Annotated in this window: 14 protein-coding genes and 1 riboswitch; of the genes, 10 read left to right on the top strand and 4 right to left on the bottom strand. The window is 44.5% G+C overall.

Annotation, left to right across the window (positions count from 1 at the left end; translation table 11 throughout):
- The first annotated feature begins 151 nt into the window (after nt 1–151).
- From RQP52_RS18005 to RQP52_RS18040, 8 genes are all read left to right on the top strand, one after another.
- Complete coding sequence (locus RQP52_RS18005) at nt 152–1288, top strand: MGDG synthase family glycosyltransferase (protein WP_315953160.1); 1137 nt, start codon at nt 152–154, stop codon at nt 1286–1288.
- A 30-nt stretch (nt 1289–1318) separates the two neighbouring features.
- Nucleotides 1319–2674 carry a polysaccharide deacetylase family protein gene (locus RQP52_RS18010; RefSeq protein WP_315953161.1) on the top strand — a complete coding sequence of 452 codons (1356 nt, stop codon included), beginning with the start codon at nt 1319–1321 and terminating at the stop codon, nt 2672–2674.
- Complete coding sequence (locus tag RQP52_RS18015; RefSeq protein WP_315953162.1) at nt 2655–3314, top strand: TVP38/TMEM64 family protein; 660 nt, start codon at nt 2655–2657, stop codon at nt 3312–3314. Before RQP52_RS18010 ends, RQP52_RS18015 begins: the two co-directional genes overlap by 20 nt.
- A gap of 282 nt (nt 3315–3596) precedes the next feature.
- The gene (gene rpmF, locus RQP52_RS18020) at nt 3597–3773 is read left to right on the top strand and encodes a 50S ribosomal protein L32 (RefSeq protein ID WP_028553571.1); all 177 of its coding nucleotides are present in this window, start codon (nt 3597–3599) and stop codon (nt 3771–3773) included.
- Between the two features lie 96 nt (nt 3774–3869).
- Nucleotides 3870–6134 carry a helix-turn-helix domain-containing protein gene (locus RQP52_RS18025; protein ID WP_315953163.1) on the top strand — a complete coding sequence of 755 codons (2265 nt, stop codon included), beginning with the start codon at nt 3870–3872 and terminating at the stop codon, nt 6132–6134.
- A 352-nt stretch (nt 6135–6486) separates the two neighbouring features.
- On the top strand, nt 6487–7344 hold the full coding sequence (locus RQP52_RS18030) for an ABC transporter permease (RefSeq protein ID WP_167062842.1): 858 nt from the start codon (nt 6487–6489) through the stop codon (nt 7342–7344).
- 18 nt (nt 7345–7362) lie between these two features.
- On the top strand, nt 7363–8241 hold the full coding sequence (locus tag RQP52_RS18035) for a carbohydrate ABC transporter permease (protein ID WP_127453092.1): 879 nt from the start codon (nt 7363–7365) through the stop codon (nt 8239–8241).
- Nucleotides 8242–8312: 71 nt separating this feature from the next.
- On the top strand, nt 8313–9842 hold the full coding sequence (locus RQP52_RS18040; protein ID WP_315953164.1) for an extracellular solute-binding protein: 1530 nt from the start codon (nt 8313–8315) through the stop codon (nt 9840–9842).
- A gap of 74 nt (nt 9843–9916) precedes the next feature.
- Here RQP52_RS18040 and RQP52_RS18045 read toward each other — a convergent pair whose 3' ends face one another.
- A complete protein-coding gene (locus RQP52_RS18045; RefSeq protein WP_164819526.1) occupies nt 9917–10093 on the bottom strand; it encodes a hypothetical protein in 177 nt (58 codons plus the stop codon).
- A gap of 197 nt (nt 10094–10290) precedes the next feature.
- On the opposite strand from RQP52_RS18045, the gene RQP52_RS18050 reads away from it, so the two are divergent.
- Entirely contained in the window at nt 10291–11121 is an 831-nt protein-coding gene (locus tag RQP52_RS18050; protein ID WP_315953165.1) for an ATP-dependent DNA ligase, read from the top strand.
- A 61-nt stretch (nt 11122–11182) separates the two neighbouring features.
- Here RQP52_RS18050 and RQP52_RS18055 read toward each other — a convergent pair whose 3' ends face one another.
- The gene (locus RQP52_RS18055; RefSeq protein ID WP_315953166.1) at nt 11183–11413 is read right to left on the bottom strand and encodes an alpha/beta-type small acid-soluble spore protein; all 231 of its coding nucleotides are present in this window, start codon (nt 11411–11413) and stop codon (nt 11183–11185) included.
- 179 nt (nt 11414–11592) lie between these two features.
- Nucleotides 11593–11728, top strand: a riboswitch (cyclic di-AMP (ydaO/yuaA leader).
- A 4-nt stretch (nt 11729–11732) separates the two neighbouring features.
- Between RQP52_RS18055 and RQP52_RS18060 the strand changes: the two genes are divergently transcribed.
- Entirely contained in the window at nt 11733–12428 is a 696-nt protein-coding gene (locus RQP52_RS18060; RefSeq protein ID WP_315953167.1) for a CAP domain-containing protein, read from the top strand.
- Nucleotides 12429–12490: 62 nt separating this feature from the next.
- Here the strand turns inward: RQP52_RS18060 and RQP52_RS18065 are convergent, their stop codons facing one another.
- Entirely contained in the window at nt 12491–13567 is a 1077-nt protein-coding gene (locus tag RQP52_RS18065; RefSeq protein ID WP_315953168.1) for a GerAB/ArcD/ProY family transporter, read from the bottom strand.
- A gap of 16 nt (nt 13568–13583) precedes the next feature.
- The gene (locus tag RQP52_RS18070) at nt 13584–13811 is read right to left on the bottom strand and encodes a hypothetical protein (protein WP_315953169.1); all 228 of its coding nucleotides are present in this window, start codon (nt 13809–13811) and stop codon (nt 13584–13586) included.
- Nucleotides 13812–13814: the final 3 nt, after the last annotated feature.

The raw sequence follows: 13814 nt of genomic DNA on the forward strand, positions 1-13814 counted from the left end.
AGTTATTAGTAATAATAGGTCCAATTAAGAAAAACTTAAGAATTAGTTCACAATGACTTTAATAAACTTCATTATGATGGGACTAATCTTAGATGTCTTTCACAAGCGAATTACCAGGCAGTGTAGACTAACGCACTGGAGGAAATGCGAATTGACCAAATTACCTCGGATTCTAGTACTTACTGCGAGTTATGGCGCGGGGCACGAACTAGCGGCATACGCGATTAAAGAATATTGTCGCCGATATAGCCTTGCTCATGTTCAAATCATTGATTTGATGAAAGAAGCTCATCCCGTACTAAATAAAATATCCACTTCTGTTTATATGAGTAGTTTTCATGCTGCGAGATTTGGTATTCATTATTATGGTTGGAGCTATTATTTGACTCAAAGAAACAATGCTTATAGTCCTGTTCTTGCTGGTTTAAATCGGTTAGGAACCAAACAATTGTATGAGATTATTCAAAGAGAACAACCAGATGGTGTTATCAATACATTTCCATATGGAGCTTCTCCTATTGTAAGCAAGCTTTTCGATATTCCAACGTTCACCATAATGACGGATTATGTCATTCATGCAAGATGGCTTCATCCTGCAATTGATAAATACTATGTGGCAAGTGAAGATTTGAAAGCTAATATGATCGAGAATGGGATCAATGAAAAGGTCATAGAAGTAACGGGAATACCCATTCGAGATGCTTTTGAAAATAATAACTATCCGAATGAGAATAAAAACAATAAAATGATACTTATTATAGTTGGGGCATATAGTCAATTAGACCTTACAGCTAAAATGATAAAAAGTCTTGATGTTATAAAGGACTGTCATATTACTGTGGTATGTGGCCGAAATGCTAAGTTGAATCAACTCCTGACAAAGCAATTTCAAAATAATTGCAGAGTCAAGATTCTGGGTTTCGTCGAGCGGATGGATGAACTAATGGCTTCAGCCACATGTATCATTAGTAAAGCAGGAGGTTTAACACTAGCTGAATCTCTTGCTCTAAAAGTTCCACTTTTTATTTATCGCCCGTTCGCTGGTCAAGAAAAGGATAATGCCACTTATTTTTCTGAAAAAGGTATTGCATTTATCAGTCATCGGATGAGTGATCTCGCTAACCAAATTCGTCAATTTATAGATAATGATACTAGTGTTTCTCTAGTAAAAAACAAAATGGATTTCTTACATCATAGAAAAGCAGCAGAAAGGATCGTTACGGACGTTCTTAGTACGATCTTTGGACGCAGGAGAGAGCAAGTGATATCGAATTCACCCATGATTTAAACAATCCACTCTAGAAAGAATGTGATTGGCTTGCATACATTGTTATGGGGCATTTTTATCGTACTGCTTCTATATACAATTTTGCCTACTATTATCGTTCGTTTACTTTGTCTGTGGGTGTACAAAAAGAAAGTGAGCAAGGAAGGCATAGCTTTAACCTTTGACGATGGTCCTGATCCAGAGTTTACGCCGCAATTGTTGGATCTTCTCTCCAAATATCAGATCAAAGCCGCATTCTTTGTACTTGGGTCCAAAGCGGAGAAGTATCCAGATATCATTCTGCGCATTCATCATGAAGGGCATCTGATCGGCATTCACAATTATGTCCATTGGACAAATGCTTTTATGACCCCGAAAACGGTTCGAAAGCAATTGAATGATTCCGTAGAAGCGATTGAGAAGATTATTGGGGTAAAGCCGATTTATTATCGTCCTCCTTGGGGGATTATCAATGTCTTTGACCTATTTTTAGTGAAGCAATATCGTTTGGTTCTCTGGTCGTTAATGGTAAAAGATTGGAGAAGCAGGGGAGGCAAGAACCGCATAAGATCAACCTTATTAGCCAAACTACAAATGAATCATATTATCGTGCTTCATGATAGTGGGCAGACTTTTGGGGCGAATCGAGATGCTCCTCACCATATGCTGAAGGCCCTCGAGGATTTCATTGAAATATGCAAACAGCGAAATTTTCCTTTTCTACCCATAGACACCTACTTACAATTACTACAATTTAAGAAAAGGAAGCCAAGTGGGCTTGTAAAGAAATGTCTCGTTTTCATCTGGTTAAAATGGGAACGCATGTTCAATTGGTTATTCAACATTCGGCCAATTGATGTGAATAATCAAATTTTCAATAGCCGAGTGGTCAAATATCACGGGAAAACGATCCATTTGGGAAGTGGGGAAGAGTTGACTTCCGGAGATCTGGTTGTTGAACTTCATTTTAATAATGAGAAACTTCATCAATTGATTACGGAATCTACCTCTATGTTCCAACTTGCCGTCAAAATGAAACATGATGTACAGAGCTTTTTGCCCACACTGGCCCAACGGATTCATAGCATGCCCGAAAAAGTCAAAGCGATCTACGGAATCACTATGATACACAGAGGTTCTAGACAATTAGGTTTTACCGTGACAGAGTTACCAAAAGGTTTGTTTAGCAGATTTACACAGATCTATTTAAAGACGTTATTATATGTGCTTCATCCTAACGGAAGAGATCGATTGAAACTGAAAAGTGAACTATTGTCTCCAAGAATAGCAACTATTTCTACTGAGGAACTCTACAAAAAATACGCGGTTACTGCGGAACCTATGCCGATCTCAGAACATGCGATTTCGATCAGTCAGGAAGTTTTATATGAAGCAAACAGGACCTAATACGAAGCTTTTTAGCGTTATTAGTATACTTGTCATTGTAGGTATCTCAGGTTATTATCTTTATCTTGTTCATACAGGAGAAGCAGATGGGTACATTCATCGTATTCGGGAGCTTGGGTGGATAGGCACTATCATTGGCATCTTTGTGCAGTCCATTGTTAATATTCTACCGGTACCTGGAGAGTTTATCTCTATCGCACTCATGGAAATATATGGTCCCGTTTGGGGTGGTATTTATTCGTGGATAGGCGGTGTACTCGGCGCGGTGGGTGCGCTGTATCTCACCAAATGGATTGCAAAGCCTTTCTTCGGTAAATTAGCGCAGCCATTTCTACAAAAAGTAGAAGAGTTCACAAAAAGGCATGAAACGTTTGGTCTTTTACTCATTCGATTCGTCCCTTTGGTCCCGTATCATTTTGTGAATTATGCGTTGGGTTTTTTGAAAATAAACATTTGGTCTTTTATCTGGACCACTGGCTTGGGCATACTTCCCTTCACGATTGCAATGAGTGGTCTTTATGCGGGGGTTCGTAATGGTTCACTCTTATGGGGAGCTATTGGGATCGTCATATTTATAGGATTGCTAGGAGTAAGCTTGCTGATAAAAGGAAGGCGGAGACGAGTCTCTGATCGGGTTTGAATTCGATTTAAATTAGTAATGAAAAGCACTTTATGTTTCGGATAATTCTTAATCAAAAGACGTGACTTGAATAGAACGGAAAGTACGAAAAGACTTACAACCCCAAGAACGCCACCCGTTCTTGAGCCGTTCTCCCCACTAATTACCGCACGAAGAACGGATAGCGTTCTTGTATTTTCATTCTCCATATAACCATTATCCCAACTCAGCATTGACAATATAGTTCAAGAAAGTTATTATATTCTTTGTTGATTTATGTAACTGAAAAGAGGTGTTTTGAAAATGGCAGTTCCTCAACGGAGAACGTCCAAAACACGTCGCGATAAGCGCCGTACTCACTTTAAACTGGAAGTACCAGGAATGGTGAAGTGTGAACAATGTGCAGAATTGAAGAAAGCACATCATGTTTGCAAAAACTGCGGTTCATATAAAGGTAGAGAGATCGTTAAAGCTCAATAATAATATGAATTGCACCGGAAATGACACTTCTAAACAATTAGGGTGTCATTTTTGTATTTTTACATTGTTGTTTACTCTTCCGAAATGGAGGGACTTATGCCTTCGCGATACTCATCATTTCTAATAAAACTGCTGATTACGACCTCACTGATTAGCGCGGTGCCTTTGCTGTGCCTGGGTGTATACGCTTTCTTTCAATCGACTTCCACGGTTCAGGCCAAGGTGAACGAAGCGAATGTGTTCATTTTGCAGCAATCGCAAAGCCGGGTTGAGCAGATTCTGAAGGTAATCGATCAGGTTTCCGGACGGTTCGCGGAGACGCCTTTTGTGATCAATTCCGTGGCGAAACGCATGGAGATTGAAGATTTCCAGGATATCGATCTGCTGGTAAAAGGGCTTCTTGGCGTTCAAACCTATGAATTAGGCGTGAAATCAGCGGAGCTGCACAGTTTACAAAACGGTTGGTATATCAAAGACGGCGGCTTTTACTTTGGCACTGACGCTGCGAAAGCGTCGAATGCGCTTGCCTATGTCTATACATCGCGGTGGCTGCCTGATCAGGATGCCTCTTTTGCAGGAATCAAACTTGTGAAAACGATTCCACCACTGGCTGCCGAGCCCAAAGGATATTTATTCGTACGCATGTCGAACACGGAGCTCTCCAAGCTACTGACGGGAGGTTTCTCAACCAGGGAAACGATGGTCTTGGATGACAAAATGAAGATTATCATTCACAGTGATCCTGCGAGAATTGGTCAAAGTGTTCTTGCCGAGCCTTGGGCCAAGGAGCTTCAGCAATCAGGACATACACAAGGATATGTGAATAGCACCTTATCGGGACAACCGTATAGTGTGATTTATAATCAATCTCGCTACAATAATTGGACCTATGTGTCGGTGATCCCGCTGGAGGAAGCAAGGAAGGAATCCGCTGCTATCGGATGGGCGACGTTAACCGCATGCATTGTGCTGCTGCTTTTTGCCGCGCTGCTGTCTTACTGGGCTTCCAAGCGGATGTATTTCCCTGTACGCAGTCTCATGGAATTCACGATGCGCCATAGTAAGCCGCAAAGCGGCGGGTCTGCCGTCAAAGACGAACTGCAATGGATTGGCACGCAGGTGGCCTCGCTCCATCAATCGAAGGAGCAGCTGGAAGGGCAGATGAAGATTCAGGCCGGTCAACTGGTGGACTACTTCATGCTGAAGCTGTTCCAAGGCGAGTTGTACCGCGGCGAGATGGAGGAGCAGGCGGAGCGGTTCCAGCTGCCTGTTTGGAAGAACTATGCGGTGCTGGTCCTGCAGATCGATACACTGGATCAAACGCGTTATCGTTCCAGTGAGCAGGATTTGCTGCTTTTTGCGATTAATAATATGGCCGCAGAGCTGATTGGGATGCCGCAGCGTATTCATGCGATGCCTATTGGCAATTATCAGGTGATTTTGGTCGGCAGTGATACGGACAACCATATGGAGCTGCTCAGTGAATGGAGTGCGCTGGCCATGTCGGTGCAAAGTGCTGTAGACGAATATTTGGGACTGAAGGTAAGTATCGGTATCAGCAGGCCTTATGACCAATTGTTTGCGACTTCAGGGGCATTTCTGGAAGCCAAAGAAGCGCTGCAATACCGAATTCGTCTTGGCGAGAAAGCAATTCTGCATCTCGATGACTTGAAGCCCAAACAAGCCTCAAGTCACTATTACCCACACCATTTGGTGTCGGAGCTAACGCAGGCTATTGCTTTACTTGATAAGGACAAGGCTGAGGAACTGCTGCATCAGTTTATACAGGACGTTCTACGCGTAGAGACGGATTCAAATGTTTACCGAATGTCTTTTGCCATGCTGTTGACGGATCTCATCCGCGTCTTGTACGACATGGGGGATACGGGGGAACTCTCGTTTCCGGATCAACGGAATGCGTATGAGCACATGTTCCGATTGAAGACACCGCAGGAAATTGAAGTGTGGTTTAAATCGCAGATGATTCATCCGATGATGGAGCTGACCCGCAAGCGTCACGAATCGTCCGGCAAAAGCATTTCTCGCTCAGTGATGGACCTCATTCATGCCCATTATGATAGTGAACTGACGCTGGAGCAGTGCGCGCTGCGGTTGAACTACAGCACTCACTATATCCGCCGGATGTTCCGGAAGGAAGCGGGGATGAGCTTTAGTGAATACTTGGCGGGATACCGCCATGATATGGCCAAAAGCTGGCTGAGCAGCACGGAGATGAAGATCACCGACATTGCAGAACGCTTGCAGTACACTAATGCGCAAAATTTCATCCGCCAGTTCCGCAAACTGGAAGGGATGACACCGGGCCAGTACCGGGAACAGCGCAGGGATGCTATTGGTTGACGAATTTGCTTGCAAGCAGCCCGATTCTAGCTATTTTCAGATAGATAACAATCTAGAGAGGTTGTTCCCATACCGGAGACAGCCTCTTTTTTGCGTTCAAAATGATTACCCGCAGGGCCGCTAATGATTATAAATGCTTGCTTAAACGGCGAATAAACGGCTCATTCGCAGATGGAGCGCTGCTGATTATTGCAGGCAATTTCCAGTCTCGATACGCTAACCATGTCAAAACAAACGAGGAGGACGAGTCAACGTGGAACTGACTTCTAGACCGGTAAAAGCGGATACGGCTGCGAGAAGCAAAGCCCGCACGAGAATCAACCGTTTGCTGAAAAACAAATGGCTGTATGCGATGGCGCTTCCAGGCATGCTCTACTTTATTATTTTTCGTTATTTCCCCATGTGGGGGCTGTTGATTTCCTTTCAGGACTACCAGCCGGCACTTGGGATGCTGCACAGCAAATGGGTGGGTTTCAAACATTTTGAGAGGTTCTTTTTCGATGCTTCATTCGCAATGCTTTTCAAAAATACGATTATTCTCGCCGTGTACAATCTGGTCTTTTTCTTCCCGCTGCCAATCATTCTAGCCCTGTTATTAAATGAAGTGCGCAGGGAAGTTTTCAAACGCAGCATTCAGACGATTGTCTACATCCCCCACTTCGTTTCCTGGGTGGTTGTGGTTGGGATCTCCTACATCTTTTTCACGACGGAAGGAGGCATCGTCAACGACCTTTTCGTTTCATTGGGCCTGCCGAAAATGGAGTTCCTTATCTCAAGCGAGTGGTTTCGAACGATGATCGTTTCGCAAGTGGTATGGAAGGAAACAGGCTGGGGAACGATTATTTTCTTGGCAGCACTGGCCGGGGTGGATCCGCAGTTGTATGAAGCGGCAAGAATCGATGGCGCGAACCGTTTCCGCCAATTGTGGCATATTACGCTTCCTGCCATCCGCAGTGTCATTGTCATTTTATTTATTCTTCGACTGGGGTCGTTCCTGGATACCGGCTTTGAACAAATCTTCTTAATGCTGAACGCCATGAACCGCGAGGTAGGCGAAGTATTTGACACCTACGTTTACAACGTCGGGATTCAGCAAGGCCAGTTCAGCTACAGTACAGCAGTCGGATTGTTTAAGTCGATCATTGGGCTGGTGCTGGTGGTTGGGGCCAATCGGTTGGCCAAAAAATTCGGCGAAAGCGGCCTGTATTAAAGAAGGGAGTCATGTTTAATGATCAACAAAAGCATAGGCAGCCGCATCTTTGATGGCTTCAATTACACGTTTCTGGCGTTATTTGCTCTCGTCACGCTGCTGCCGTTTATCTACATTATCTCGGTATCATTTGCAGAGCCGGAAGAGGTGCTCAGACGGGGATTCATTTTGTTCCCTACTTCCTTCTCGTTGGAAGGTTACCGCTACATTTTCTCGACTCAAACGATTGTGAACAGCCTATTTGTGACGATCGGCATTACAGTGGTCGGTACCTTTATCAATCTTTTGTTCACCTCGCTGCTCGCCTATCCGCTTTCGAGGCAGGATTTTGAAGGAAGAAAGCTGTTTATGATGCTGATCGTCTTCACCATGCTGTTCCACGGCGGGATTCTGCCAACGTTCCTTGTCGTTAAGGCGCTTGGCATGCTGAACAGCTACTGGTCTCTGCTGATTCCCAATGCGATCAGTGCGTTTAACCTCATCGTCGTTGTGAGCTTTTTCCGTCAGCTGCCCGAGGGACTTGAGGAAGCGGCCAAAATTGACGGCTGCAGCGACGTGGGCTTGCTTTTCCGAATTGTGCTGCCTTTATCGGCGCCAGTGCTTGCTACGTTTGCCTTGTTTTATGCGGTAGGCCATTGGAACACCTTTTTCAACGCAATCATGTACATTAACGATTCGAAAATGTGGCCGATTCAAGTCTGGCTGAGGCAAATCGTCATCTTATCCCAAGGTGGAATCGGTGATTCGACGCAGTTTGATCAGAATTATATCGCGCCTCCATCACAAATCATTAAGATGGCTGTCATTGTCATTTCAACGGTGCCGATTCTACTCGTCTATCCGTTCCTTCAGAAGCATTTTGCCAAAGGAGTCATGATCGGTTCTGTAAAAGGTTGAACAGGCTCCCGAAAACTATTGTGATTGGGAAGCATTCATATAAAATAAGACTATGGGGAGGCATTGCCACAATGAGAAAATACGCGGGAATGAGAAAAAGCGGTTTGGCTGCAATGGGAATGATGGTTGGCGCTGCAGCGCTGCTGGCCGGTTGTGGAAACGAAGCGAGTCCAGCTGCAGGAGGGAATGCGGGTACTAGCAGTGCGCCTGTAAGCAAAGAGCCCTTGAAGCTAAGTGTCATGACACTCATGTATGCAGAGCCGCCCAAAGCGGACAGTGAAGTGCAAAAACAGATTGAAGCTTATACGAACACGAAATTGGACATCTCCTGGGTCCCCAACTCTTCCTACAAAGAAAAGGTCAATGTCACGATTGCTTCCGGCGAGCTTCCCAAGGCGTTGCTTGTGCAGAACAATAAGGATTCGAACATTTTGAGCGCTGTGCGTGCCGGCGTGTTCTGGGAAGTGGGTCCTTACCTCAAGGACTATCCGAATCTGTCTAAAATGAACCCGGCTGTTTTTGACAATATCAAGGTGGATGGCAAAATTTACGGCTTATTTCGTGCCCGCGATTTGTCCACCTATGGAGTTCTTTTCCGCAGCGACTGGTTGAAAAACGTAGGCTTAAGCGAACCGAAAACGCTTGATGATTTATATAACGTTTTTAAAGCGTTTACACTGAATGATCCTGACAAAAATGGCAAAGCGGACACGGTTGGTTTGACGGAAGAGAAAACGATGGACGGTTTTGGCGTCATAGCCTCCATTATGGGTGCTCCGAATTCCTGGGAAGTAAAGGAGGGCAAATTAAGTCCTGATTTTCTAGCGCCAGAGTATTTCGAAGCGATGAAATTTTATAAAAAGCTGTACGACGAGAAGCTCATTAAGCAGGACTTCCCTGTTCTGAACAATCAACAGAAGAAAGACGATATCAACCAGGGCAAAGCTGGAGCGGTGATTTCGAATATGATTGACGGAGCGGGTTATCAGGCATCGCTTTCCAAAACGTTCCCTGGCGCAGATATAGATGTTGTCTCCCGAATAAAAGGGCCTAAAGGCGAGAGATTGCCGGGCGGCGTAGGCTATAACAGTGTGTTTATGTTCCCGAAATCAAGTGTGAAAACCGAGGCGGAGTTAAAACAAATTCTAGGCTTCTTTGATAAAATTTCCGATCAGAAGATGTTGGATTTGCTGGGCTGGGGCATCGAAGGCAAACACTATAAGATCGAAGACGGCAAGCCGGTATTTATTGACCAAAAGCTGCAGGACACCGAAGTAGGCTCCAGTTATCTGCAGCTTCAAATCGCCAAGTATACGGCAAAAACGACGGGGAAAGAAACACCGCTCATGGAGAAATACGGCAAAATGATTAAAGAGAACGAGGCTATCGCGGTCAATAACCCGACGAATCCGCTCGTTTCCGAGACACAAACGACCAAAGGCAGCGAGCTGAAGCCGATCATTGACGACGCCCGTACGAAGTATATCTTGGGTAAAATCGATGAAGCAGGCTGGAAGCAAGCTATCGAGCAGTGGAGAAAAGCCGGCGGCGATAAAGTCATTGAAGAGTTCAGCGCGCAATACGCGAAGAGCGGCAAGTAAGGCAGCAAAATAGCAGAGGCGGCCCTAAGGTAGAGAGATCTACTTTAAGGACCGCCTCTTATGCGTATGACAGTTTAATTCCATCCTTTAGCAACCATCGGTTTCTTCTTCGTTTTCTTGAACAATCTATAAAATAAGCCGAGTTCCTTTTTCCGTTTGAGTGTGGCTTTGATACCTTCAAGCAGCAGCATTGATCTAAGTTCGTCGCGACGGTTTAACGTATGCAGTCTTTTGATAAATAGCTTGTCCATGCGAACATCCCTCCCATTCATCTATCTCCATTATAAACGGGATCTGCGAATTTGATTGTCGCTTTGTAGAGAGGGATTGCACTTGTTTTGTCGAAACTGGAGCGGGTAGCCCTCGATTTCCTTCAAGTCCCTATAGGCAGATGAATCACTGTACAGTATTATCTAACTTAGGGTGATATCATATGTTCATTTCTCCTATGCTTTTGCAAGACGCCAAAGATAATAGACCTTATAACAGCAAACATCATATTGCAGAACTTAAGTTTGACGGTTTTAGGTGCATTCTTTCTAATTTGGACAAACTCTATGTATATACGAAAGACAAGCAATTGGTTACGCATAAATTTCCTGAGCTGTTCCAATGCCCGATTCCCGAGGGAACGATCCTTGACGGTGAATTGGTTATTTTGGATGATCAAGGTAAACCGGACTTTGAAGCGATGTCAGCTAGATTTTTAAATCCGACAGACTTATCGCCTGTTGTATTTTTTGCATTTGATATTTTAAAATACAAGGGAATTGATGTCACTGAATTACCCTTGCTTAAACGCAAGGAGCTGTTGGAGCAAGCTTTCATCGAGAATGACAGGTACAAAAGGGTGAAGGTTTACGAGGGTAAAGCGGTGGATTATTTTGAGAAAATCCGGCAGGATGGGCTTGAGGGCATCATTTTGAAGTCGAAAAAAGAAAATTTCAAGTACGAGAGCAACAAGCGCTCCAGGCAATGGCAAAAAGTGATTAACTGGACTTATGCAGATGTTTATATTTCTGGTTACAGGAAAAATAATTTTGCTTTGCTGGCGTCCATTGATTCAGCGAATGGTTTGAAGATTCCGGTTGGGGTGATTGAGACCGGGGTAACGCCTCTGCATCAAAAGGCGCTCGATGGCGTGAAGCACCGCTTAGTCTACAAAGAGGACAATCATTTTGCTTATATGGAACCGCGGCTAATGGCCAAAATTAAGACGAAAAATTGGACGAGAAACGGAAGGCTTCGTTCGCCGGTTTTCATGGAATTTGTGATGTAAAAAAAGACTGGATCACCAAGGAGGAAGTGGTGGTGCAGTCTTTTCTCTGTACATGCTGTTGTTACATGCGTCTAAAGTTACCGGTGCTGCCGCTTAGCTGCTGCTCAGCGATTTGAATCAATCTTCTCGTAATGTGTCCGCCGATTGCGCCGGTATCACGAGTAGCCATGTAGCCATAATACCCGTCCTGAGGAATCTGAATACCTAGTTCCTGAGCGACCTCGTATTTCATTTGCTCAAGAGCTGATTTTGCTTGTTGCACAAGTAATGTATTGCTTCTACTGCTAGCCATTTGGATTCACTCCTTTATTTGGTGTATGAGTATTTTGTGGAAGTTATGGTTTTTTATTCATGGTTGTTGGAAAATTTTTTGTGGATCGATGATTACGCTTTCATAAAACGTTGGAAAATTTTGCGGCATGTTTTCGGAAAAACCCCGTGTTACAATCGGAAAGATCGATTATGGTCAAAAAACTTAGAAGGCCGAAGCTTCTTTGAAAGCACGGGGGACCCAATCTTTGGGGTGAAGTCGCTATGAACGCGACCGGGTGATTACTCTTTGACCCGAATCCGACAGCTAACCTCGCAGGCCGCAAAAAGGAGAGATTTCTATGTTAAAACGTTATAAACAGCTAGTCGTAACCGGTGCTATTGGACTAAGCGTCCTAATGAGTTCCAGCGCAGCCATGGCGGCATCCGCCACGTACACGGTGTCAGACAACGATACCATGTGGTTGATCTCCCAGAAGTATGGCGTAAGTCTCACTTCGCTGATTCAGGCTAACCCTCAGGTTGCCAACCCGAATGTGATCTGGTCTGGGATGACGTTGAACCTTCCTGGCAGCACAGGGACAAGCGGCGGCTCTCAAACACCAGCCCCGTCAGTGCCTGCTCCATCTACACCAGCTGCCCCATCAACGCCAGCTACATCTGCGCAATCCGCTTTTGCCAGCCAAGTCGTTACATTAGTTAACCAGGAACGTGTAAAAGCTGGGCTACAAGCGCTCACCAGCGATAGCGCCCTTACAGCTATGGCGTTGGATAAAGCCAAAGATATGTACAACAACGACTATTTTGATCATACGTCGCCGACCTATGGGTCACCTTTTGATATGATGAGCACTTATGGTATTCCTTATTCCTATGCAGGTGAGAACATTGCTAAAGGACAACCTACACCAGAGGCCGTAATGGAGGCCTGGATGAACAGTACGGGGCACCGTGAAAATATTTTGAACCCCAATTACACAAAAATTGGCGTCGCCTATTATAACGGAGAATGGGTGCAGGAATTTATCAGCAACTAATGCTCTATAGCGAATCCAAAAAACAACCCTTGTGATTCCCCAGTCGGGAATTCGCAAGGGTTTTATTTATATTTCAACTTGGCAACTCCCCACATCAAGAGTGGCAGAATGATCCCATGGAGGGGTAATAAATAAGGAATCGCGATTTTTTGTGGAAATAACACGGAACTATCGATAAAGTCCCGAGGGATCAAGGTAAGCAGCGCGATAACCGGTGCTACGAACCAAATCATACGTCGCCATTTTTTAAGGCCGAAACTTTGAGCTGTTCCATATGTACACACGAAAAAGTAGAGAGATACTTTAGTGAACACACTAATAATCCAGATGGCGATAACAAAGGAATCCAGGTTTTGAAAAAAGTCGAAATAGGAAATATAACGAATCAAATTAAAATAAGGATAGGTTTGGCCCGAAGGGGCGATGTGTCCAAATACGGAAAGGATTAAGAAAGTCGAAATGCTTGTTAACAGACCAGCAGCAGCAACCCCGAGTATGGCTGGTTTCACCCCATCTTGAGGCTTTGATAGAAAGCCCATGATGACGAGCAGAAGGATGCAGTCTCCAAGAAACGTTGAAGTCGGCAGCGCTCCTTTTAAGATTGTCATCGCACCGGTATCCACATAGAAGGGAAGGATATTGTTAATATGGACATTTTTTAGGCTCAGCAAGAGAGGAATAGCAATCCCAAGAAGGGTTAAAGGTCCTAAGATTTCGCAGCATCTCGCGATAACCTCTATCCCCGAGAAAGTTACATAAATCGCAACGAGGAGCATGCCTAGCATCGGGACAAGGATTGGAGTTTTGGGCAGAATAGTCGCAACGATGAACTCTGCGTACTGCCTTATAATGATAGCAAGCACGCTGTACCAGTAGATGAAATACACCACCGTAACCGTATAGCCGATGTATCGACCAAATAATCTCTTTGAAAATTCAACGATGGTTTGTCCTGGATGATATAGACTCAACCGTGAGCAAACATAAGCGACCCCTGCACCTATTCCGGTTGCGCAAACGGTTGAAAGCCAGGCATCTTGCTTCGCAGTTTGGATAGATGGATTTATTGTCAGTAAAATGGTCATCCCCAGCTGCATGGTCAATATCATCCAGAATAATTGTTTCCCGCCAATCTGCATGTCCGTAAGTGCTCCTTTAATGATCTAAAAGTTTACCAAGAGGGTAGAAAATGTAATTTACCAACTGCGTCGGACCTGGCATTCCCGGATTCATAACTAAAGCGATCGCTAGAATCCAGCATAAGGCTAAAATAGAGAGATAAGCCGCTTTCTCTTTGGTCGGCCTGTTTTTCAAGCGAAACCATTGAAAGAGAGTGATGATCAGGCACGCGGCCATGCATATGGGAATGTCATTGGATGTCATTGG

This window comes from Paenibacillus violae, assembly GCF_032461945.1.
Classification (GTDB): domain Bacteria; phylum Bacillota; class Bacilli; order Paenibacillales; family NBRC-103111; genus Paenibacillus_E; species Paenibacillus_E violae.